11 protein-coding genes and 2 pseudogenes are annotated in these 23,868 nt (G+C 61.7%); 9 read left to right on the top strand and 4 right to left on the bottom strand.

What is annotated here, in order from left to right; genetic code table 11:
- Positions 1-6: 6 nt before the first annotated feature.
- Genes IB279_RS35065 through IB279_RS35045 form a run of 5 tightly spaced genes read left to right on the top strand, consistent with a single transcriptional unit; the run spans position 7 to position 14,956 of the window.
- Positions 7-3,291 (top strand): non-ribosomal peptide synthetase, encoded by a 3,285-nt coding sequence (locus tag IB279_RS35065; RefSeq protein WP_192341024.1) that lies wholly within the window; start codon positions 7-9, stop codon positions 3,289-3,291.
- On the top strand, positions 3,288-6,611 hold the full coding sequence (locus IB279_RS35060) for a condensation domain-containing protein (protein ID WP_192341022.1): 3,324 nt from the start codon (positions 3,288-3,290) through the stop codon (positions 6,609-6,611). The genes IB279_RS35065 and IB279_RS35060 overlap by 4 nt, the downstream gene beginning before the upstream one ends.
- A gap of 13 nt (positions 6,612-6,624) precedes the next feature.
- A complete protein-coding gene (locus tag IB279_RS35055) occupies positions 6,625-9,726 on the top strand; it encodes a type I polyketide synthase (protein WP_192341020.1) in 3,102 nt (1,033 codons plus the stop codon).
- 5 nt (positions 9,727-9,731) lie between these two features.
- Complete coding sequence (locus tag IB279_RS35050; protein WP_192341018.1) at positions 9,732-14,138, top strand: non-ribosomal peptide synthetase; 4,407 nt, start codon at positions 9,732-9,734, stop codon at positions 14,136-14,138.
- Positions 14,135-14,956: a thioesterase II family protein gene (locus IB279_RS35045; RefSeq protein WP_192341016.1), complete on the top strand. Its 822-nt coding sequence runs from the start codon at positions 14,135-14,137 to the stop codon at positions 14,954-14,956. The genes IB279_RS35050 and IB279_RS35045 overlap by 4 nt, the downstream gene beginning before the upstream one ends.
- Before the next feature lie 487 nt (positions 14,957-15,443).
- Here the strand turns inward: IB279_RS35045 and IB279_RS35040 are convergent, their stop codons facing one another.
- Positions 15,444-16,754 carry an aspartate aminotransferase family protein gene (locus tag IB279_RS35040; protein WP_192341014.1) on the bottom strand — a complete coding sequence of 437 codons (1,311 nt, stop codon included), beginning with the start codon at positions 16,752-16,754 and terminating at the stop codon, positions 15,444-15,446.
- Positions 16,755-16,851: 97 nt separating this feature from the next.
- Between IB279_RS35040 and IB279_RS35035 the strand changes: the two genes are divergently transcribed.
- The gene (locus IB279_RS35035; protein WP_192341012.1) at positions 16,852-17,706 is read left to right on the top strand and encodes a LysR family transcriptional regulator; all 855 of its coding nucleotides are present in this window, start codon (positions 16,852-16,854) and stop codon (positions 17,704-17,706) included.
- Positions 17,707-17,785: 79 nt separating this feature from the next.
- On the opposite strand, the pseudogene IB279_RS37035 reads toward IB279_RS35035, so the two are convergent.
- The 3 genes and pseudogenes from IB279_RS37035 to traA all read right to left on the bottom strand — a co-directional run bounded on the left by IB279_RS37035 (position 17,786) and on the right by traA (position 22,154).
- Positions 17,786-18,173: pseudogene (locus tag IB279_RS37035) on the bottom strand (type II toxin-antitoxin system HigA family antitoxin).
- 2 nt (positions 18,174-18,175) lie between these two features.
- Positions 18,176-18,468, bottom strand: a pseudogene (locus IB279_RS37030) (type II toxin-antitoxin system HigB family toxin); the annotation flags it as partial.
- 407 nt (positions 18,469-18,875) lie between these two features.
- Positions 18,876-22,154 carry a Ti-type conjugative transfer relaxase TraA gene (gene traA / locus IB279_RS35025; protein WP_192341095.1) on the bottom strand — a complete coding sequence of 1,093 codons (3,279 nt, stop codon included), beginning with the start codon at positions 22,152-22,154 and terminating at the stop codon, positions 18,876-18,878.
- A gap of 190 nt (positions 22,155-22,344) precedes the next feature.
- On the opposite strand from traA, the gene IB279_RS35020 reads away from it, so the two are divergent.
- From IB279_RS35020 to IB279_RS35010, 3 genes are read left to right on the top strand one after another with little or no spacing between them, the layout of a single operon-like run.
- Positions 22,345-23,136: an NYN domain-containing protein gene (locus tag IB279_RS35020; RefSeq protein WP_192341010.1), complete on the top strand. Its 792-nt coding sequence runs from the start codon at positions 22,345-22,347 to the stop codon at positions 23,134-23,136.
- Between the two features lie 10 nt (positions 23,137-23,146).
- Entirely contained in the window at positions 23,147-23,446 is a 300-nt protein-coding gene (locus IB279_RS35015) for a mobilization protein (RefSeq protein WP_192341008.1), read from the top strand.
- Complete coding sequence (locus tag IB279_RS35010; protein ID WP_192341006.1) at positions 23,443-23,706, top strand: PTS glucitol/sorbitol transporter subunit IIC; 264 nt, start codon at positions 23,443-23,445, stop codon at positions 23,704-23,706. Before IB279_RS35015 ends, IB279_RS35010 begins: the two co-directional genes overlap by 4 nt.
- Positions 23,707-23,868 lie beyond the last annotated feature (162 nt).

Here is a 23,868-nt window from a genome sequence, read left to right as displayed (position 1 = left end):
GCGATCATGAACGCTCCTCATCTCACCCGCAGCTCCCGAGACAGTATCGCCGAACGTCTGGCCGCCCGGCGCGACCGCCGCTCCCCTGTTGTCGCTGATCCGGCTGCCCGTCACGAGCCCTTTCCCCTTTCGGACATGCAATATGCCTATTGGGTCGGGCGCGACAACGCGCTCGAGGACGCAGGCGCTATTCAGTTCTATCTCGAATTCCGGACAGGCGATCTCGATCTCGCAAAGTTGGAAGCCGCCTGGAACCGGTTGATCGAGCGCCATGACATGCTGCGTGCGGTCGTTACCGACGACGGCAAACAGCGCGTCCTTGCGACCGTCCCCCGTCAGACGATCGCGATGGAGGATTTGTCACGGGCAACCGAAGTGGAACAGGATCGGCTCCTTGAGGAAAAGCGCAACCGTCTCCAGAAGGAAAGTGCGGACCTCACGTCCTGGCCGCACTCGCATCTTTCCTTCACGAAGCTTGCTGCCGACGGTGTCGGGCATTTGCACATGAAACTCGACATCTGGTGCACGGATGGCCGCAGCATCCAGATCATGTTCGATGAACTGGCAGCCTTTTACGAAGACCCAGATCGCGCGATGCCGGAAACCGACCTGTCGTTCCGCGACTATATGCTGGCGGTAGAACGCTTCGAAAACGGTCCGGAATGGCAGAAATCTTTCGGATGGTGGCAGGAACGGTTGCGCCACCTGCCGCCACCGCCACCTCTGCCAATCCGACGGATTTCGCGCGCCGGGGGCCTGCAAACGTTTGTCCGGCTCGACGATCGTCTTGATGCCGAGCAGATCAGATCATTGCGTGCCCACGCATCTGGTCGCGGGCTGACGCTGGCTTGCGTCGTCCTTGCCGCCTACGCAGAAGTCCTTGGACGTTGGAGCGGCACTAACGATTTCACGGTCAACGTTCCCCGGTTCAATCGTCTCGATTGGCACAAGGACATTGACCAGATCATTGGCGAATTCGCCTCCTTCAGCCTGCTCGAGGTGCGTGGCGACGGTGGCCAATCCTTCGAGGGTCGCGCGCGCGCCATTCAGCAACAGATGTGGCAGGACCTCGAGCACCAGAGCGTCTCGGGCGTGCGGCAGCTACGCGAATATGCGCGCCATCGCGGCGGCATGGAGGCGGGCGCGATGCCGATCGTTTTTACTACGCTGCCTGAACGCCGGCCAGGCGATTCCGGCGACATCACCCATCGTCTGGGCTTTCTTGGCGAGATCGTTCAACTCGTAAGCCGTACGCCGCAAGTCTGGATCGACTGCCAGTATGGCGAGTACGGCGATGCGTTGATGTTTAATTGGGACGTCATAGAATCCCTGTTCCCGCCGGGATTGGTGCGTTCCATGTTCGAGAGTTTCTCGTCGCTTCTGAAGCGACTGGCAACCGACAGTGACACCTGGTCCTCGCCAGCGCCGCTCGAGTTGCCGGCCGAGCAACTCACGCGCCGAACCGCCGTAAATGCCACCGTGTTTGCCTCTGAGGAGAAGACACCCCTCTCCCGGTTTCTTGGCCATGCGGCACGCACTCCCGACGCCGTCGCCGTTGTCGATGCGGCCGGAGCAGAGCTAACATATGGCGGGCTCGCCTTGGAAGCCGCGGGTATCGCCGCCCAACTGACGGCAGCGGGCGCAAAGGCTGGCGACCGTGTTGCCATACTGTTAGCCAAAGGATGGCGGCAGCCTGCCGCAATCATGGCAACCCAAATGCTTGGTTGCGCCTATGTGCCGCTTGATCCAGCCAATCCGGCCGAACGCGTAGCGCGCATATTATCGATCGCCAAGCCCGTAGCGCTGATTGCCGATCGCGACGTGGCTCCCGGAGACGAGATCGCCGTGATCGGGCTCGCGGAAAAGCCGGCCGGATTGGCTCGAGCAATTCCCGCCGCGCCGGCCTTCGACGGAGATGCCATCCTTTCCATCATTTTCACCTCGGGTACGACGGGTCAGCCCAAGGGCGTGATGATCTCGATGCGCGGCATCGCCAACGCACTGCAATTCAGCGAGCGCCATTTCGACCTTTCGTCGAGGGACCGCTTCATCGCCATCACCGGGCTCCACCACGACATGGCCATGTTCGACATCTTCGGGCCGCTAGGCGTGGGTGGCGCGGTCGTTTTCCCGGACGCCAGACGCGATGTCGATCCCGGCCATTGGCTGGATCTCATCCACCGTTACGGCGTCACCCTCTGGAACAGCGTGCCACGCTTCATGGAGCTCCTGGCAACCGAGGCAGAACGACAATCGATGCGGCTGCCCGAAGGTTTCCGCCAGGTAATCCTTGGCGGCGACTGGTTACCCGTCGACTTGCCGGCACGGCTGCGGGCATTGCAACCGACGATCCGGGTGACAAGCGCCGGCGGTCCGACCGAGACTACGCTCTGGAACATCACTCACGATGCCTTCGACCGGCCGGAAGATTGCCCGAGCATTCCTTATGGAAAGCCGATCGGCAACAGCCACTATCATATCCTCGACGAAGCGCTGCGCGATTGCCCGGAATGGATGCCTGGCGAAATGTATTGCTCGGGCGTTTGCGTTTCGCCGGGCTACTTCGACGATCCCGTCCTGACGGCGGAAAAGTTCGTCATCCACCCGACGACAGGCGAACGGCTCTACCGCACCGGTGACCGCGGTTGCTATCGGCCGGATGGTTCGATCGAATTCCTGGGACGCAGCGACTTCCAGCTCAATCTTGGTGGATATCGCGCCGACGCGCTCGAGATCGAGGCCGCAATCAACGCCTGCCCGGGTATTCAGGATGCGGTGGTCGTATCGCATGGCGACAAAGAGAGCGCGGCGAAGATCGTCGCCTTCTACCGCACGAATGGCGTCCCGCCCTCCGAGATGGAGTTGCGTGCCTGGTGCGGCGAGCGCCTGCCGCCCCCGTTGGTCCCAAGGGCCTTCCAGTTGGTGGACCTCTACCCGTTGAACGCCAACGGCAAAGTCGATCGTCGCGTGCTCGGGACGGTCGACTTGCAGGTGGAGCCGGGGGCGGCCGGAGGCGTGCCGCAAACGCCGCTGGAAAGTTTCGTTGCGGCTCTGTGGCAGGAAGTGCTCCAGCAGCCGGTTGCCACCACCGACGCTAACTATTTCGAACTTGGCGGTGACTCCCTCAACGCCATGCGGATCCTGCTGAAGATCGAGGAAACACTCGGTCTTCGGCCACCGCTGGCGCTGGTTTTCACCCATGCGACCGTCGGAGAGTTTGCCGCCGGCCTCTTGGAGCTCATCGCCGCCCGCACGGCCACGCCCCCCACGATTGAGGAAAGCCTCGGATGAATATCAATGCCATCTCCACGCTTTCAGTCGAGGCACTCGCCGACCTCGTGCGCAAGGGTCCCGCCACCTCGGCCCCGGACCCTCAGGCCGACCAGTTCCCAAGCGCGGACCCGGCAAACCCGGAACTCTCCTGGGCGCAGGAACGCCTTTGGTTTCTGGATCGCCTTGCGCCGTCCAATCCATTCTACAACCTTCCCTTCTGCCTGGAGATCAGCGGTCCGCTTGATGCCTCCGCGCTCAAGCGCGCTTTAAATGCCATCGTTCAGCGCCATGAACCGCTGCGCAGCGTTTTTCCCCACGATGGACCGTCGCGCCAGCAGGTGATTGAAACACTCGAAATCGCGGTACCGCAAATCGATCTCAGGCAGCTTGAGCCGGAAGCCCGGAAGCTGGCGGTCGCAGACGACATCCGGCGCGAGGTCTCCGAGCCGTTCGATCTTTCGACCGGACCGCTTCTGCGCGCCCGGATCCTCAGCGTCGAGGATGGCAAGCATTTCCTCGTCTACGGCTTCCACCACATCGTCTTCGACGGCTGGTCGGCCAGCATCTTCAATCGCCAGCTGGTGGCGCATTATCTTGCCACCATCGGCGACGGCACGCTGTCATCGGCGGGAAATGTCGAGCGCTATGCGGATTTTGCCTTGTGGCAGCGCGAAGCGTTCTCCGGCGAGAAGCTCGACCAGGAAATTGAGTTCTGGCGGGCACGCATCGAGGACGTACCACCTCTGCAATTGCCGACCGATCGGTCACGCCCACCGGTGCAATCCTTCCGCGGCAAGACGGCGCTCTTTCATTTGGACATGGCGACGCGAAGCGCCGTTGAAGAGCTAGCACGAAAACACGCTGCCACGCCTTTCATGGTTATGCTTGCCGCCTTCCAGATCGCGATGGGCCGCTATGCGGGCATGGATCGCTTCCTGATTGGCAGCTCCGTTGCCGGACGCACCCATCCTTCAACGCAGGAGATGATCGGCTTCTTCATCAACAATCTGATCCTCAGAACCGATCTCAAGAACAGTCAAAGCTTCCGATCGATGGTCGAGCAGGCCCGCTCGGAAGTGCTCGAAGCCATCGCTCACCAGGACTATCCATTCCAGCAACTGGTGGAACGCATCGGCGGAGCACGCGACCTCGGCCGCAATCCGATTTATCAGGTTTCCTTCACCTATCAGGCGCCACCGCTCGAAGATGGCAGTGCCGGACCACTCACGCTACGGGCGGTTCCGATCGAACAGGACGCCACCCATATGGACCTTGAGGTTCTTGCTTGGCCGGAACCCGAAGGCATCTGCGTCTGCACGCTCTTTGCCGAGGACCTCTTCACAAAAGAAACCGTTCAACGGCTCCTCGACGCCTTTCGGCACGTCCTAGTCGCGGGATTGAAGGACCCCGAGACGCCGATCGCCCGGTTGCCGCTCGCCAGCGCCGAAGCGGTCAGGCGTTGGGCCCATGTTCCAGGGGCAGCGCCTAAGCCACGCCGCGACCTCTGGCTCGAAATCGTCAAGCAGGCGGAACAGCAACCGAACAAGCCAGTCCTTTTCTTCGAAGATGGACGAAAGCTGTCGTGGCAAGAGTTGATGACAGAGGCAGAACGCCTGGCGGGCGTTATCGCCGCACACGCGCCGGCTAACGAGCCCGTCGCAGTCCGCTTGCAACCTGATCTCGGTTACATCGCGACGATCCTCGCGGCACTGCGGCTCTCGCGTCCCTGGATGCCGATCGACCCCCGCCGTCCCGGTGAAGCCGTCGGCGAGATGCTTGAAAGCGCCGCGCCTGGCTGCCTCGTCACTTCCCACGACCTCTGGGAACAGACGCTCTGGGACGGCCCCACGTTCTTCGTCGAGGATTTGCCTTCGGGTGCTCCAGTCGTTGCCGCTTACCGTGTGCCGGACGATGATGACTGCGCCTTTATCCAGTTTACCTCCGGTTCCTCCGGACGCCCGAAAGCGGTGGAGGTTACCTACCGCGGATTCATGAACCGTCTACCATGGGCGCTTGGCACCGGGCCCATGTCGCACGACGATCTCGGTTGCCTGAAGACGTCGCCGGCGTTCGTTGACGCTGTTGGTGAGTTGTTGGATTCGCTTGCGGCAGGGCTCTCCCTTGTGGTGCCGCATCCAGACACCGCACGCAGCCCTCACGACCTTGTTGCGCTGATCCGGCGCATGAACATCACGCGCCTGATGCTGACGCCTTCGCTCGCCGATGCAATCCTGACGACGCCCGGCATCGACAGCTTGCCGCTGCGCACACTCATCCTCGGCGGAGAGAACATCCGCGTTGACCTTGCAAAACGGATCCTCGCGGCGTTGCCTGCCGATGCCCATCTCGTCAACTACTACGGTTCCACCGAAGTCAGTTCGGATGCTGCCTCGCACCGCATCCTTGCGGACGATCTGGACGGGGCCTACGCCTTTGTGCCCATCGGCCGGCCGCTGCCCGGCACCGAGATCTGGCTTCTCGACGAAAACAGTGATCCGGTCGCACCGGGAATACCGGGCCAGATCCACGTTGCGGGGGCCAACCTTGCCAGCGGCTACCGACGGCAGCCGGATCTGACGGCCGAGGCGTACCGTACCTGGCAGGCACCTGACGGCCGGAGCCTGCGTCTCTATGCGACCGGTGACATCGCCACCCGCCGGGCTGACGGCATGCTTGTCTGCCTCGGGCGGCGAGACACGCAGATTAAGATACGCGGAATTCGTATTGAAGCGGGAGAGGTCGAGACACGGCTTCGCGAGTATCCGGGTGTCGCCGACGCGGCCCTAGTGCTTCATGCCAAAGGTGACAACGCGTCTCGGCTGGTTGCCCATGTGCGGCGCGATCCGCATGCGGCACTCGATGCCGCGACCCTTCGCGCTCATCTGGCCCGTTTTTTCTCCCAAAGCGTTCTGCCGGAATTCATCCTGGTTCACGATGCGCTGCCAATGACAGCGACCGGAAAAGTCGATCGACGTCGCCTGCCCCCGCCGCCGGATCGGGTCACAGAAACAGCAAGACCTGTGACGCAGCCATCGAGCCCACTCCAATCACTGCTACGGGCGTTCTGGGAGGAGGTGCTTGGCGTCAAGGGGATCGGCGTCAATGACAGCTTCTTCGATCTCGGCGGAAACTCGCTGCTGCTGGCGCAGCTACATCAGCGGTTACTGGCAAGCATCGGCTTTCAATTTCCTCTGACAGACCTGTTCCAGTATCCGACGATCGAGACGCTCGCCGCGCATCTCGACCGTTCGGCGTCCAACTCGGACAATGCTGCAACAGCCGGTTTGCGCGCCGATGCGCGCCGCCAGGCCCTGCGACGCCGCGCGCGACGGACTTGAGGGACGGTCAAGCATGAACGACACAAGAGATACCTCCGGCGATATCGCCGTCGTCGGCATGGCCGGACGGTTCCCCGGCGCGCGGAACGTCGAAGAGCTTTGGCAAATGCTGTGCGAGGGCAGAGATGCCTATCGGGTGGTGCCAGAGGGCGAGCTCGCGCGGTCAATCCATCGCGGCATTTATCGGGACCCGGCCTATGTACCTGTCGCGCTCCCGCTCGACGGATATGAGTACTTTGACGCGGCCTTCTTCGGCTACTCGCCGCGCGAAGCCTCGTTCATGGAACCGCAGCAGCGCCTGCTCTTGGAGTGCGCCTGGCACGCCTTCGAAGCGGCGGGGCGCGTTCCCGGCGACCGGGATGGCCAGAGAACCGCCGTCTTCGCCAGCACCAGCGCAAGCAGCTATTTGGTCGGACACGTGATGCCACACGTAATTTCGGGCGATGCGGACATGCTGGATGCGACAATCGGCACCGACAAGGACTACGCCGCGACCCGCATTGCCTATCGCCTTGGCCTGCAGGGGCCGGCGTTGGCGGTACAGACGGCGTGCTCGTCCTCTCTCGTCGCAGTGCATCTCGCCTGCCAGTCCTTGCTGACGCAAGAATCCGACGCGGCACTTGTCGCCGCTTGCTCTCTGCCGCTGCCGAGCGAAATCGGCTATCTCCACGCCGCGGCCGGGATCAGAGCGCGCGACGGCCGTTGCCGCCCGTTCGATGGAAAGAGCAGCGGGACGCTGTTTGGAGCAGGCGCTGCAGCCGTGCTTCTGCGGCGCTATGACGACGCACTTTCCGATGGCGACCCGATCGTCGCGATCATTCGCGGCAGCGCCATCAACAATGACGGTGCGACGCGGCTCGGTTTTACGGCACCAGCAATCGACGGCCAGGTCAGGGTGATCACCGAGGCGCTCGGAGTCGCAGGCGTCGATCCCGCCGAGATCGGCTTCATCGAATGCCACGGGACGGGCACGCCGATCGGCGATCCCGTCGAAATCTCGGCGCTTCGGCAGGTCATGCGCGACGCCTCCGATCAATCCGTCGAGCTAAGGCGTGGCCGGTGCACAATCGGCTCCATCAAAAGCAATATCGGCCATCTCGACACAGTTGCGGGGCTCGCCGGTCTAATCAAGGCGGCGCTCGTCGTTTCCAGGGGCCGGATACCGGCCATGGCGACCTTCTCTTCCCCCAACCCAGCGCTCGGTCTCGAGACTACGCCGTTCCGGATCAATCACATGGCGGAGGACTGGGACGTCCTTGTCGAAAATCGACTTGCCGGGGTCAGTTCGTTCGGGTTTGGCGGAACCAACGCCCACGTCATCCTCAGCGGAGCTGCGAAACCAATCGTAACGCCAGCAGACGCTGGCAGGTCGCGTCTCATTCCTCTCAGCGCGGACGCACCACAGAGCCTCGACGAACTTTGCGCGGCCATCGCGAAAATGGCCGTCGATACCGATGTTGGACAGCTTGCGGACAGCCTGACCTTTGACCGCAAGGAACTGCGATACAGGCATTTCGCGGTGGCAAGAACAGGCACCGAGGCAGCAACACAGCTCGCTGCTGCCACCGGAGTGACACGGCAGAAGCGCAAGGTCGCCTTCCTGTTTCCCGGCCAGGGCTCGCAATTTGCAGGCATGGCAAGAGCGCCCGCGGCCGCCATCCCCGGTTACCACGAGCATCTTGAAGACGTGGTGCGGGCCTTCGAGACCATCGGCCGACCCGACGTTCGATCCTTCCTCTGGGGGACGTCAACACCCGACGACAACCGCGCCACCGTCTTGGCGCAACCCGCCCTGTTCACCACGCAGTACGCCCTCAGCCGGCTGTTGATCGACTGGGGCATCGCACCGGAGGCGATGATCGGACATAGTATAGGCGAATACGTTGCTGGGTGCCTTGCAGGCGTCTTTGATTTGGCCACGGCTGTCCGGTTGGTTTCGGCGCGCGCGGAAGCGATGGCACTGTGCCCTCCCGGTGCCATGGCGCTGGTCGGCCTCCTGGACGAAGAGGTCGAGGAAATCATTGTAAAGGCCGGACTTAATGTTTCAGTTGCCTGCGGCAACTCTCCGCGTCACAGCATCGTCGGCGGACCGGAATCGGCGATCGACGCATTCCTGCGTCTTTGCGTGGACAAGCAGATTGTCGCAAAACGCCTGGAAACGTCCCACGCCTTTCACACTGCCGACATGAATGCCGCCTGCGGACCGCTTGCTGCGGCCTTTGCCGGCGTATCGCTTCACGCTCCGAAAGTGCCGATCGTATCGACCCGATCCGGCCGCTGGCTTTCCGACAGCGAGGCCGTCGATCCTGCCGACTGGGTCGCTCAGCTGCGTGACAAAGTCCGCTTCCGTGCGGCGGTCGAGCAACTCTGCAAAGAGGGCGACTGGGCGATGGCCGAGGTGGGAGCCGCGGGCGGGCTCTCCGGCTTCGTCCGGGCGACGCGTCCGGAACAGATGGTAACAGAGCTTTTGCCAGGGCGCGGATCGCCGGACACGGATCCGGAGGCGAAGCTGCTGAACGGTGTCGGCAGGCTGTGGCAGCAGGGCGCAACTCTTGACTGGAACGCGCTTGCCGGGCCTCGGCAAACGGAAAAAATTGCTTTGCCGCTCTATCCGTTTCGCAGGGACCGCCATTGGTTGGAGCCGGCCTACGACACTCTCATAGCTGCCTTTGCGGGGCCACGCCTAGCGGTGACGGCGGCTCCCCAAACGCTCGAGCCTGAGCTCGACGCCCCAACCCAGGGGGCAACGGAACGTTTCGCGCCCCGCCCTTTGCTCGATACCGATTACGGGCCGCCCGTCGGCGCGCTGGAAACCGAACTCACCGCCCTTTTTGAAGCTGTTCTCTATACGCGTCCGATCGGGCGAGACGACGACTTCTTCAGCCTCGGCGGCCAGTCGATCCTGATCCTCGATCTCGTCAGACGCGCCCGAACCGTCGAAATCCACCTCGAGCCAAGCGATCTTTTCGAGAACCGTACGATCGCAGCGCTTGCCGCCGCCATCGACGCACGAACCGCTAGTTCATCGTCCCCGCCTGAAACGCGGTCGCTCGACCCGCAGCTCGACGTCGAAGGCGATGATCTCCAGCGACTTCTCGACATGATCGAAGGATGAGCTATATGCAGCAGAACAGAAACGTAGAAGACATCTTTGCCGCAACGCCCCTGCAGCAGGGAATGCTCTATCACGCGCTGAGTGAACAGGATCCAAGCGCCTATCTGGAGCAATACACCTTTGTCGTCGATCGCGCCCTGGATGGACCGGCCTACCAGAAAGCCTGGCAGAAGCTCACGGATCGCCAACCGATGCTGCGTTCCTCCTTCCACTGGGAGGGACTGCAAAAAGCCTATCTCGTCACACACAAAACGGCGTCGTCGCCGGTGACGCTCGACGACATTGCGCATCTATCCGCGCATGACCAGAACACAGCTGTCGAGGAGTGGCTGAGACGGGACCGTGATCGGGGATTTCGGCTCGACAAGGCACCCCTCTTTCGGGTCCATGTCCATCGCCTGGCCGAAGAACGCCACCGCATCACCCTGACGCTTCACCACGCTATCGCCGATGGTTGGTCACTCACGATCCTGCTCAACGAATTGAACGTAATTTATGAGGCGACGCTTGCGGGAGGGAATGCCGACCTTGGCGCGGCACCGTCGGTCCGCGCCTACCTGGAATGGCTCGGCAAAAGGGATCATCAGGGGGCCCGAGGCTTCTGGCGGGAGCGTCTTTCGACTGTCGGTGCTGCCACCCCGATACCGCTTGCCACCGAAGGCGGTTCAGGTTCTACGAAAGGACAAAGCCGATCCCGTTCGCTCGTGTTTGACGAGAGCGACAGCCAGGCTTTCCGCGCCGCATCGCGCAAGATCGGCGTCACCGAAAGCACGGTTTTTTCGGCAGCCTGGGCCCTCGTGCTTTCCCGCTACGGCGCGCTGGATCAGGTCATGTTCGGCGAAACAGTATCGACGCGCCCGGCTGAAATCCCAGACGTCGAGCGAACTATTGGCCTGTTTCTCAACGTCCTGCCGAATGTTGTCGAGATTGATGAGGAGGCCACCTGCCGCGACTGGCTTCGGGGGGTACAGAGCACAAAGGCCGCGGCGCGCCGGCAGGATTTCTTTCCTCTGGTCGAGATGCAGCCGCTGTCGGGTCTTCCACCAGGTACGCCACTGTTTTCGACCATGGTCGTTTGGGAAAACCAGCCGGGTGGCGGGGAAGGCAGCGAGACCGGAAGCAATTGCACTGAGCCGGTTCGCTCCTACGAAAAGAACAACTATGCGCTGATGCTGGGAGGTTATCCAGAAAAGCGCATTCGATTGGCCCTGACTTATGATCCCGTGCGCTTCGACGAAAACGCCATCGATTGCCTGCTTCATCAGGTTCGCGGCTTTATGCTGCAGCTGGTGGCTGCCCCCGATGGGACAGTATCGACCTTGCGGCTCGACGCCACGCGATCGGCAACGGAGAGTGTTGCGCGTGGCGGCCCTGCCCTGACACTTGCCCACGGCGATCCCTGGTCTTGTTTCGACACGCTGGTAAGTCAAGCAGGCGAAGCGCCGGCACTTGTCGACGAACACGGCGACGAAATCAGCCGCGGCGAGCTCAGTAAGCGCGCCATCGCGATCGCCACGCGCGTCGAGGCGGCCTTGCCCGGTCGCGGACAACTTGGCATCTGGCTTCATCCGGGGGTCGACTATGCGGCTTCGATCCTGGCCGCTCTGCGTCTCAACCGCCCATGGCTTGCGCTCGACCCGAGGCGGCCGCAAGCAGCCATCCTGGAAACGCTTGCCGAACACGGTCCCTGCGTCATCGTCACCAGCGGCGATCTGTGGACCATGGACGAGATCGATCTTTCCGGCGCCAACCCGGTTGTCGATTGCGCGACCATCGGACCGGCTGGGCCGGGCCCAACGCTGCCAACTTTCACACCACCGGCGCCTGAAGACATCGCCTGTGTCGTCTTTACGTCGGGCTCGACGGGAAGACCAAAGGGTGTCCAGCTGCCCCATATGGCCCTCGCCAACCGATTGGCATGGATGGCACGCGATGTCCCAACGGGACCTCGTGGCTTGGGCTGCCTGAAAACATCTCCGGCCTTCGTCGATGCCGTATGCGAAATTCTCTCGCCGCTCGTCTTGGGATACCCGGCCGTTGTACCGGATCCGGATACGGCACACGATCCCGTGGAACTGTGGCGCGTGGTCGCCGAACGGAATGTGACACATCTCGTGTTGACGCCAACGGTCCTGTCGGCTCTGATCGCGCAGAACGACGGAACGCTGCCTGGGGTCCGCGTCCTCCAGGTTAGTGGCGAGGCCTTCTCGCCGGTACTCGCCACACGCGCGCAAGATCGCTTTCCAAACGCCCGAATTCTGAATTTTTATGGCTCCTCGGAAGTGATGGGCGACGCGACCTGGTATGAACTGCGGGGCGGCGAAAGCGAGATAACCATCGGCCGGCCGATTGCCGGCATTGATGCCTGGATCCTCGACGCCGAGGCCCGCCCATTGCCCGATGGCGCAGTGGGCGAATTGATGATCTCCGGGGCCGGGCTCGCCACCGGCTATCTCGGCGATCCGGACGGATCGGCCAAGGTTTTCCGCATGTGGACTGGACCGGATGGCAAGGCGCGCCGTCTCTATCGCACGGGCGACATGGCCTTAAGGCGGGCCGATGGCGCGTTGATGTTTCGCGGCCGCAGGGACAGTCAACTGAAGATCCGCGGCATCCGCATCGAGCCCGGGGAGATCGAGGTGCATCTCAAGGCGCACGACGCAGTCGACCAGGCTGTTGTCGCACCGTTTGCGGCCACGAGCGACGACCCGCGCCTGGTGGCCTACGTCACGCGACAACAAGGCACCTACATCGAAACCCAGGAACTCGCTTCGCAGCTGCGTACCCTGCTTGTGCGTCGCCTACCCCGGTCGATGGTTCCCGATGCGATCGTCGTGCTCGATGCGATGCCGAAGACAGCGACAGGAAAGGTCGACCGCCGTAATCTGCCTGCGCCCTCCTTCGCAGCAAGGACAGAAAACGGCGTCATCGAGCCCCCCGCAACCGAAACCGAGCGGCAGATGCTCGAACTGTGGACCACAACGCTCGGACGTCCCGTCGACAGCACGAACGTCGATTTCTTCGAAGCGGGTGGCAACTCGATCCTGATGACCCAGCTTTGCTTCAACATCCGACGGCAATTCGAGGTGGCGTTCCCGATCCGCGCCGCCCTCGAGCACCCGGACGCGCGCGGTCAGGCAATGCTGGTCGACGCGCTGAAGACAGGCACCACGGCACCCCTGAACTCAGATGGGCCAGTGGATCTGGAAAAGGAGTCCCGGCTTGCCGAAGACATCGCGATCCCGACTGGCCAGGTGGCCAAATGGCCATCCTCCGGCGCTCGCATCTTTCTTTCCGGCGCCGAGGGCTTCATCAACGCCTGGCTGCTTGCCCGATTGCTCGACGAGCCCGGTGCCCTCGTCAGCTGCCTCGCCTCGGCAAAAGATGATGCCGAGGCCCTCGACCGCATCGCCTCCCATCTTCGAAGCTTCGCATTGTGGACGGAAGCACGCGGCCGAAAGCTGCGCGCCGTTGCCGGAGACCTAGGTTCGCCGCAGCTAGGCCTCAGTTCCAGACGTTGGGCAGAACTCGCTCACGATACGGACGTGTTGTTCCACACGGGCGTCCGCATCAACTTCGTTTCGCCCTATGACCGTCTGCGCCCTTCGAATGTGCAGTCGACCCGCACAATGATCGAACTCGCCGTTTCCGGCACGACGAAACCCTTGCACTTCGTCGGCAGTCTCGGCGTCATCGACCACAGCACGGCGCGCGCCGACAGCCCTGCGGCAGATGAAGCTTCCCCAATCGATTGCTGGCAGGGGCTGCCCAATGGCTACCTGCAGGTACGCTGGGTATCCGATCGGATGATGCGGCGCGCACTCGAGCGAGGACTTCCGGGGTCGGTGATGCGCATGACGACCGTATGCGGCGATCTCGTAAATCACCGACCCAATCCGCAGGACATGTTCTGGCGTCTCGTCGAGCTCATGATCCAGAGCGGTGCGGTTCCCGATGGGGAACGGCCGGTGAACTTCGTGCCGGTGGACCAGGCGGCCGACGCGATGATTACCTTGGCAAAGGGTCAAACAGCAGGGGGTGCCATCCACCACCTCTGCAACGCCGCCGACCTGAAATGGCGAGACATTGGCCGCGTTCTTCGTGATCTCGGCTATTCCATCGATTGCCTGAGCGGCCCCGACTGGGTCGCGCGCGTGGCCTCAACGGTCGATCGCGCTTCCCCCCTCTGGCAGGAAACGCTGCCGCTGATCGGCGATGCATGGCGCGATTACGAACACTTCATCCCGATCCGCTCGGAAAAAACCAGAGCACGCCTCGCCGCCAACAACGTCAAGTTCCACCCCGTCGACGACGAGCTTCTGGCGCGCAACATCCGAGCGCTGATAGACCTTGAGAGACTTTCCTCCCCCTCCAAACGCGTCGCGACGACGAAAACCAACGAGTTCCTATGATCCGAACCCAGTCCCCCTTCGCCCGATCCCCTTCTCCCTGGCTGAGCTATGTCACGCGGCGGGAGAACGCGCGACTGCGCCTCTTCTGCCTTCCGTTTGCGGGTGGCGGTGCGGAATTCTATCGGGATTGGTCGACGATGCTGCCCGACGACGTCGAAGTCTGGCCGGTGCAATTGCCCGGCCGCAGCACGCGTATGAGGGAGCCCGCGATCGATGACATGGCAGTGTTGGTTTCAACGCTTTCGGATGCGCTCGCTCCCTACCTTTCCGAACTGCCTTTCGTCTTTTTCGGGCACAGCATGGGCGCTCTCGTCTCCTACGAATTGACCCACCGACTGCGAACAATGAGTTTACCCATGCCCGACGCCCTGTTCCTGAGTGGCCGTTCGGCACCGTCGCATCCCGTCGGTCGGTTCAAGCATACGCTGCCCGACCAGGACCTCGTCGAAGAGCTTAAGCGCTTCGACGGCACGCCCAGAGACGTGCTGGACGCGACAGAGTTGCTCGCGCTCGTCCTTCCGGTTCTGCGAAACGACCTTAAACTACTCGAGACCTATGCCTTTGACCTGAACCGCACACCGCTCGACATCCCCTTGTTCGTGAGTGGCGGCAATGCTGACGGCTTGGTTTCCGTTGAAAGCCTTTCCGGCTGGTCGGAGGTTTCGACTGGACGAACGGAGGGTCGGATCTGGGATGGAGGGCACTTCTATCTTACAAGGCAGAAGGATGCCTTTCTGTCGGCCCTCTGCGCGACGCTACGGAACGTGCCGATACGAGAACGGCAGCGCGATGCGATCACCGAGTCGGGGCATGTTTAGTGCCGACCTTGCCTCCGCGGCAGTTCCTTGACATAGGGCCAGCCCGCCTCCCATCGGTCGACAGCTTGCCGGTCACGCCCCATGGACGAGCTCCAAAGCTTTCTTGCACATAGGAGTCCGGAAAGTTCGCAAGCGCTTTCTCGAACTTGGTGCGTGAACACGGCCGTCATGTTCGGAGCGGCGTGGATCGCAAAGGTGCCAAAGCCGGCAGCCGTCCGATTGGGTACGACGTTCGACAGCTGCTCGATCGTGAGCGAGCCAACGTCAACGTCGTTGCCAGAATTGACTATCCTTGTGGCCGTCTTCAGGCAAGCATCTCAAAGCAACTCTAAAAATCTGGGATCATCGTCCTAAAATGACTGTCCGATAGAGTGTCTTGAAATTGCGGCCCTTAACCGGACAGCAGCAACAGTACGTTGATGTGGTGATACTGGCTTCTGTTCGGACTTGCGGCCCCACCACGCCCGATGGGACCGGCGACGTTCATTCACATGGCGCTGACCATCGCCCCGATCGAATCCGACAGAATCTCCAGCCCCCGATCAATCTCTTCAGGCGTGACGGTCAAGGGAGGAGCAATACGGAACACGCCGCCCATTCCCGGAAGCTTGACGATGTTCATGCTGAGGCCGCGCCGCATCGCTTCCTCCATGATCCATGCGCCCATCTCGAAGCCCGGTGCCTTCGTCTGGCGGTCGGCGACGACCTCAAGGCCAAGGAGCAGACCACGCCCCCTGACGTCGCCGATGCATTCGAAGCGCTGTTGCAGCGACAGCAAACCGCGTCGCAACTGAGCGCCGCGGACGAGCGCTTTTTCCACTAATCCATCGCGAGCGACGACGTCGAGCACCGTCACGCCGACGGCAGCCGGCAATGGGTCGGAGACATGGGTGGTGTAGAAGAGAAAGCCCCGTTCGTGCGCCTTCTGCTCGATCTCTTCGGTGGTCATGACCGCCGCAAGCGGAAGACCTGCCCCCAGGGTCTTCGACAGGGTGAGAATATCGGGCGTCACGCCGTCCCGCTGGAAGGCGAACATATGCCCGGTCCGGCCAATGCCCGTCTGAGCCTCGTCGAGGATGAGCAACATGCCCCGTTCATTGCATTTCGACTTGAGCGCGGCAAGGTAGCCGGGCGGCAGCTCAAGGACCCCGCCGCTCGACAGAATAGGCTCGGCAATGAAAGCCGCGAGATTGCCCGTTGACTGCCGATCGATCAGCGCGAAGGCGTCGTCGAGTTCCGCCTGCCAATCGTTTCTGCCGTCGGGCCGGGTGAACCGCGGTCGGTAGGAATTGGGGGCCGGTATCATGAAGGAGCCGGTGGCGGCAGGGCCATAACCCTTCCGGCCCGCACTATAGGTCGCTGAGGCTGCAGCACCCGTCATGCCGTGCCAGCTCTGCGCAAAGGCAACCACCTCATGACCGCCAGTCACCAGCTTTGCCATGCGAATGGCTGCCTCATTCGATTCGGCACCCGTGGTCAGGAGTTGTACCCGGTCGAGGCCGGGCGCGAGCGCAGCAAGGCGGCTCGCAAGTTCGACGACGGGTCTGGACAGCATACCGCTGAAGAGATGGGCGACCGACCGCATTTGCCGGTCGACGGTTGCGACGATATCGGGATGGGTGTGGCCAAGAACTCCGCTCATTTGGCCCGACGTAAAATCGAGGATCGCCCGACTGTCCGCATCGTAGACGAAGCTTCCCTCCGCCCGCTCCACGATGATGGTTTCGAAGTCGGGGCCATAACGCGTGAGATGCCTGTTAGCAAACGCCCAGAACTGAGGATCGGAATTCAGCGACATCGGAGGGTTCCTCGTTGGCAATGCCCAATGGCTACCGCGCGTCTGGACTTCGGGCAAATTGATAGTATTCAAATCCGATATCGAGTATTTCGATATCATGAGAAATCTCGATCTCGCGCTCCTCAGAAACTTCACCGTGATTGCCCGAACGGGCTCGATTAGCCTTGCATCGCAGCAGATTGGGCGCACCCAGTCGACGCTCAGCATGCAGATGCAGCGGCTCGAGGCGTTTTTCGAGCAGGCGCTCTTCCATCGCACCGGGTCGGGGGTGCGCCTGACGGCGGTCGGCGAAAAACTTCTGGCGAACGCGGACCGTCTGCTCGCCGGGCACGATGAGATGCTGGCCGAGATGGGAGGCACGGGGCTCAACGGATTAGTCGCGCTGGGTTGCCCGGAAGATTATTCCATCGCATTCCTGCCAGGTGTCCTTGAGAGCTTTTTTGAACGCCACCCGGACGTCGAACTCCGCATGGTTTGCGCGCCGACCACCGAGCTGCGGCCGCTTCTCCTACGGCGACAGCTCGACCTCGCGCTTGTTTCGGTCGCAGATATGGCAAACGGCGAAGTCATTCGGAATGAGGACTTCGTTTGGGTCGGCAAAACTGCAGAACCGGCGATCCTTAGCCGTGCCGCCCTTCCGCTCGCGCTGTCTGCCCCCACGACGCTCGACTACCGAGCCGCCTGCGACGCGATGGAAACGATCAACCGCCGCTACCGTGTCGCCTTTGCTAGCAACAGCCTCGCGGGTCTGATTGCGATTGCCCGTTCCGGCCATGCGATCAGCGTTTTGACCAGGACTGCGGTGCCATCCGACCTCCACATCATATCGGCAGAGTTGCTGCCAATGCTTCCGACGATCGGCATAGCGCTGGAGTTTGCCGAACCCCGCCCCTCCGCCCTGGTAAAGGCCTTAGCCGCCCATATCAGTGCGCTCCTCCCGGACGCACAGTGAGGGCTCTCAACGAGGTGCATTGCCTATTGGCGCCAGAGCGCTTGGCGGGCCAGAGAGCCGTGGTTTGAGATCCGCCTTGTCAAGCTACCTCGCTTTCGCGGCCGACCAGATGATACGGTTCCACAGAGGGAATACTCCACACTTTATGAAGCCGGTGGATCATCTCCACGGTCAAAGCGCGCCTCTTACTTAGGACTTCAGACGCCCGAGAGCGCAAACCTTAAATCACGGCCAGGTCGGCCGGAGTGCGGCCGAACATTTCCATGTGCGCCTTTATTAGCTCAATGGGTTCAGGTGCCTCGATCGGGTAGTGCGCGTCTTCATATGCCTCGATGAGGGCCGATAGAACGTCGAAGCGGTCAGCCTCTTCAGTCCCGGGTTCCGGCTGGTTCTCGAAATATGCCGAGACCTCTGCAATAGCCCAGCGCAACGTCATCATCATTCCTGATGGCTCGAATGTTGTCCATGACACCGTCTCCGGGTTGATCTGATTATACTCTTTGTTGGTGCCAACAAACTTGATCAGCACCCGATTAGCGAAACAGGCAACGTGGACGATCAGGCGATACTTGTTGCCGGAAATGTCGAATATGATGCGATTATCGCTCACAAAGTCGATGTTGGCACCGAACATCGTCTTCACATCCGCTGGTCCGTCCACGCCGCGCTGCCAACCATTGCGTACTAGGTCTTCAGAGGTACTTTCGCTTGGGGATGCCGCGGTGGATCACCACCGCACACGGGACCGTTCCTTGCGGCGATGGCGGTAGTGCTCCCAGCGCGCGATTCTGCTTCTCGGTGCGTGCGAAATCGCACTTAACCCTCAAAATTCGCGCGGTAACCACTCGACCGCAGAAAAAAAAAACGCGGTTGCGTTTAACCTGCCTGAAACCCACGCAGACTGGCCGGGACCTGTTCGTTGTGGCGGCAACCTATTCCGCGATACTCTCGCCACACGGATTTTGGGAACGATAGGATGTCTCGAGAAGAGTGGCTTGCAATGTTGATCGAATGGGTGAAACGCGGGGCGACTCTACTGCGCCTGGTTCCACCTGCGTCCGTGAAAACCGAGAGTTTCGAAATTCACGGCGCGACGGCGAGGAATGTCGTGCGGATCTTAGAGGCGTTAAAACAGCACGGCGACCCGCGATCCTCAAGGCCGTGACGGCTCACATTCTCAGTCCCAATCCCTTTTTCAGCCCGCGAGTGAGTTCGTACTTGCGGGTCAGCTCAGCCCGCTGTGCTCGATCGGTAATGCGCGCGACATCCTTGATCCGATCAAGCTTGGCGGAGACCTCCGGCCCGAGCCGCGCGGTTTGGTTCTTCCAGTCGCGCGGATCGGCGCTGCCAAACCGCTGCTCGAGCGCTTGGGCGATGTTCTTTGCCTCCTCGATTGCCTGCTTCCCCTCCGGCGTACCGGATAGCTGCTCGAGGAATTTCGGCTTCTCCGATTGCGACAAGCCGTCGAGCTGCTTCAGGATGGCCTCGCTTCGGGGTGTGAGCCCCGGAACCTCGACCACATCCCGCCTCTCACGGTTCCACTTTTCTGACCGGCACTCGGCCTCAAGCCGACGCTCCCAGGTCCGACCAGCCGATGCGACGTGATGACTGAGCGCCTTGGCATAATGGCGCGAGGCCTTACGGTCCTTGTTATCGCCCAGCAGACCAGTCCTGCCGCGCAACTCCCCGAACTGCTCCGGCCGCTCGGCAACGGAAGTCGCCAACGCTTGCCCCCCCATGCCCTTGTCGACGATGGCAGCGCTGAACCTGGCAGCGACGCCATCTGGCTCGACATAGACATGCCGCCCAACCGCACGCACCGCCGCCATCGCCCGTTCCAAGTCGGGTCTTGCCTTCTCACGCGCTACATCCTCGACGCTGCGAGAATAGCGCGTGACCGCCGGTACAAGCGGTTCGACCTTTTCGGACGGCCAGCTCGTTTGCGGCCCGACTGAGGGCTGATGACCGCCGGGGGAACGAACGAGCGCATCGCGGGCGCTGTCTACAGCCCGGTCTGGCGAGAGGTTCACGGTAATTTCGCTCGGAACGCCAAACTCTTCCGCAAGGCCGCGCCGCTCGGCAAAGGTGCTGGTATAGTCGAGCGTCGTTTCCTTCGCCCCCGATCGGCTCATGCTGGCGCTGAGCGCCTTCATGTCCTTCAACTCTTCGCGACCGGCAAAGAGCTGCACATGATCGCGGTGGCGCGTCATCGCCACATAGGTCAGATGCCGGTCCATGGTGCTCGATGTCATGACAAAGGCGCGATCGACCGTCGCGCCCTGAGACTTATGGATGGTGGTCGCATAACCATGGTCAAAGCTTTGGTAACTGTTGACGGGTATGGACACCGCTCGGGCATTGTTCTGCCCGCCGCCGTCGAGACGTATCTGTAGTGCGTCCGGCTCGACGGCCTCCACGGTCCCCAGCATGCCGTTCTTCACACCAAGGTCGCGATTGTTTTCGAGAAGCACAATCCGATCGCCTGGTGCAAAGGACCGCTTGCCGTCGTTGGTCTGGTAGACCACTTCACGACCCAGCGCGCTTTGCTCATCCTCGCCACGCGCCAGCCGGCCGCGCTCCTGAAGCGATGCACGGATATCCGTATTGATCGCACGGACATCGACCCGCCGATGCGCCAATGCAATGCGAGATCCGGGCGAACGTTCTTCCAGATCGGAGACGTAGTCGCGAACCAAACTTGCTCGGGCCTCATCCCTGTTTTCCGAAAACTGAACTGCGCCGCGATCGGCATAGATCGCCAACCCCTCGCCGGTCCGATGGGTGGCAAACGCGATCGACGCCTCGCGCTGCCAGCCCTGGCTCTGCCGCCGGATTTCGGAGAGTTCGACCGCGCCGACACGCTCGGCAATCGCCCGGAACGGAGAGCCTGCCCCGATCGCCTGCAGCTGCTCATGATCGCCAACCAGAACAAGTTTCGCACCCCGTGCTTCGGCCTCGATCACGAACCTCGCCAACTGCCGACTTCCGACCATACCCGCCTCGTCGATGACGAGAACGTCACCCTTGCCAAGCTGTCCCCTGCCCGCCTGCCAGCCATACTCCCACGACGCTAACGTGCGCGCGACAATGCCGGAGGACTCCTCCAATCCCTCCGCCGCTTTTCCGGCAAGTGCTGCACCATGAACCCGGTAACCCTGCTTTACCCAGGCATCGCGTGCAGCAGCAAGCATGGTCGATTTTCCGGCGCCGGCAAAGCCAATCACCGCCGCGATCTGCTGCGAACCGGTGATGTGCTGCACGGCTGCACGCTGCTCCTCGCTCAACCCGGAACGCTCGATCGCCCGCTCCCGATCGGTGAGCAACATTTCACCGCGTTCGACTTTCCCAGAGAGCGAGGCCGCGGTTCTAGCCCTGATCGCATCGTCCTGGAGGCTCAATGCCTGATCGACATGATGTCGATTAACGCCATGGCCAGAGCACTGTCCCATTCGTTCAGCGCTCGTGGCCATGGCGTGTTCGATCTCCACCATCTCCCGCGTCGAATACCGAGCCAATTCTCTCTCGGTCTCAGGCTTCAGCTCGACTAATGCCGGCGACGCCATGACAGCGGCAAAGGCGTTGCGAAACCCGTCGACATCGTCGATGTAGCGATGCAGCGCGCGAGCGACATCATGGCGATCAAACACACTCTTCTCGCCAGTGATGATCGACAGAACCTGCTCGGGTTTTTTGCGGATCAGGTCGGCATTGGATCGCGCCGCCTTCCGCTCGATCCGTTCACGCGAGACGGCCAACCCACGCCGATCCATCTGCGAGGCATGCACACCCATATGCTCGGTCGGCTCGATCTCCAGACCACGTTCGAGATGCGAGCGGTGATCGACCCGAACATCCAATCCGAGCCGTGCCAGATGGCGGTTTGTTTGGTGCTCCCAGAGCTGCCGGATATCGCGAAGCTGCATGTGCGAAGTTGGCTGATCGTTGTTCAACAGCCATTTGTTCTCGCGCTCGATCAGCGTCTTTTCGCCAAGCCCGTGTTCGCTCACCACCCGCGTCGTCATCACCACATGCGCGTGATAATTCCGGATATCACTTTCGCCTTGCGGCTGGTGAATGGAGAAGTCCACCGCAGCGCCATAGCGGTCTGCCAGATCCCGCGCAAAGTCGCGGGTGAGCGCCAAACGATCGGCCGCACTCATCTCATGTGGAAGTGCTACCTCGAACTCACGCGCAACCCGCGCATCCTTGCGAACCTCCGCCCGCTCCACCGCATTCCAGAGCGTCGAGCGATCCAATGCCCAAGGCGCCTCGACACCATCGGGAAGAACGATCTCGGAATGCTCGACGCCCCGCTTCTGCGTGAAATCGTGCGTGATGCCGTCGCGCTCGTTGACGATCTTCGTCGCGGTTCGATAGGCGATGGCGGCAACCGCGCTGCGGCCACCACTTCTTGCGATCGGCTTCATGCTGCAATGGTAGATGGCCAAGCGACACCCTCCAAAGTCGCACAACCATACCAAGCACTGAGTTGCGCAGCAACTCGTAAGTGCGCCCTTAGCACTTCGTTCGCTACGCTCCCTGCGTTCGGGATTGGGCAAGACGCACACTCCCCGTGCCAATTCAGGGTTGCGCAAAACGCAGAAGCGCCTAATTTCAATGCAACCGGTGGAGGGCCAAATGGCAACAGAGAATTCCGCAACACTGGCACTGCTGATCGACGGCGACAACGCTTCGCCAAAGATTGTCGTCGGCCTCATGACCGAGATCGCCAACTACGGGATCGCCAGCGTCAAACGTATCTACGGCGACTGGACTGGTCCAAACCTCAAAGGCTGGAAAGAGTGCCTGCTCGAGCATTCCATTCAGCCCATTCAGCAGTTCGCCTATACGACCGGAAAGAACGCAACCGACGGCGCGATGATCATCGATGCCATGGACCTTCTTTATACCGGCCGCTTCTCCGGCTTCTGCATCGTCTCCAGTGACAGCGACTTCGCGCGCCTTGCTGCCCGCATCCGTGAACAGGGTGTCACGGTCTATGGCTTCGGTGAGCGCAAGACCCCTCGCCCGTTCATTACCGCTTGCGACAAGTTCGTCTATTTCGATGTGCTCAGTGCACCGATCGAAGAGATTGAAGAAGCCGCGTTGGCCGACCGCCAGAAACCGACGGAAGTCAAACCTGCCGCTGCGAAGCCCGTCCCGCGAAAGACGGGTCTCGACAGGGCGGCACGGGCGATGCTGACGAAGGCGGTCATCGCGACGGCCGACGAAGACGGACGAGCCAATCTGTCCCAAGTGGGCGGGCACCTGGCCAAGCAAGCGCCCGACTTCGATGCCCGCAACTACGGCTTTCCAAGGCTGAGCGATCTCGTCAAAGCCTCGGGTCTCGTCGATGTCGAGCGGGCCGCCGATAACCCCAAGGCAATCCTGGTTCGTCTCAAAAAGACGTCGGCGGGCAATCTGAAATAGAGGGATGAAGATGGCGCGCAAGTCGATCGAACAGCGCATCGCTGAATTGGAAGAACGCAAGAAGACGCTCAAGGCACGGCTGGGGAAACAGGAACGCGCTCAGGACACGAGGCGCAAGGTTCTGCTCGGGGCACTCGTCTTGCATCGGCTGGAGAATTCCAACGATGCCGACTTCACCCGGCGCCTCGGCGACTGGCTGCGCAAGGAGCTGCCCGGGTTTCTCACCCGCGATGGCGACAAGGCCCTGTTCGACGACATTCTTCAGCCCGCGTCTTCGCCTCAAGGGGTGAGCCCCGGAAATTCGGAATGACATTCCCCCGGCTCCTGAAATCGATCGTCAAAGCTCCCTTCATGGCGATCGCGTCCGCGGTCTTCGGCGTCCTGATTGCGGCCCTGCTTCTGCTGGCCAGTTTTCTCATCCATCTGATCGGGGGCTTGGAGCAAGAGCAAATCAACCAGATTGTCCATGCCGTCGCCAAGCACCTGCCGCTGGTGTTCGGCGTGCTCGGCTTCCTCGGGGCATTCATGACGGATGCGCCTATCGCCTCCGTGTTCGGCTCCGCCCGCTAGATGGTCGTCCCGCAGCGGGGGGCTGCGGGCCGCTTTTTTTTTACGAACTGGTTTCTGTCGCCACCCCTCGTTCGGGGGATGGCGCTGGCCCCCATGAGAGCGTAGAGAACGGCGCACGGCAGTAGCCGTAGGGATATTCGGTGCAACGAGACGAGGCGGCGC

It is taken from the genome of Ensifer sp. ENS06, from assembly GCF_014852205.1.
Classification (GTDB): Bacteria; Pseudomonadota; Alphaproteobacteria; order Rhizobiales; family Rhizobiaceae; genus Ensifer; species Ensifer adhaerens.
The sequence above is the reverse complement of the archived record's forward strand: the minus strand, read 5'-3'. Positions and strand labels throughout refer to the sequence as shown.

Coding starts and splice junctions, on each gene's coding strand:
- IB279_RS35035 (WP_192341012.1), top strand. CDS start 16,852: ATGAGAAATCTCGATCTCGCGCTCCTCAGAAACTTCACCGTGATTGCC.
- IB279_RS35060 (WP_192341022.1), top strand. CDS start 3,288: ATGAATATCAATGCCATCTCCACGCTTTCAGTCGAGGCACTCGCCGAC.
- IB279_RS35065 (WP_192341024.1), top strand. CDS start 7: ATGAACGCTCCTCATCTCACCCGCAGCTCCCGAGACAGTATCGCCGAA.
- IB279_RS35045 (WP_192341016.1), top strand. CDS start 14,135: ATGATCCGAACCCAGTCCCCCTTCGCCCGATCCCCTTCTCCCTGGCTG.
- IB279_RS35040 (WP_192341014.1), bottom strand. CDS start 16,754: ATGTCGCTGAATTCCGATCCTCAGTTCTGGGCGTTTGCTAACAGGCAT.
- IB279_RS35050 (WP_192341018.1), top strand. CDS start 9,732: ATGCAGCAGAACAGAAACGTAGAAGACATCTTTGCCGCAACGCCCCTG.
- IB279_RS35020 (WP_192341010.1), top strand. CDS start 22,345: ATGGCAACAGAGAATTCCGCAACACTGGCACTGCTGATCGACGGCGAC.
- IB279_RS35010 (WP_192341006.1), top strand. CDS start 23,443: ATGACATTCCCCCGGCTCCTGAAATCGATCGTCAAAGCTCCCTTCATG.
- IB279_RS35055 (WP_192341020.1), top strand. CDS start 6,625: ATGAACGACACAAGAGATACCTCCGGCGATATCGCCGTCGTCGGCATG.
- IB279_RS35015 (WP_192341008.1), top strand. CDS start 23,147: ATGGCGCGCAAGTCGATCGAACAGCGCATCGCTGAATTGGAAGAACGC.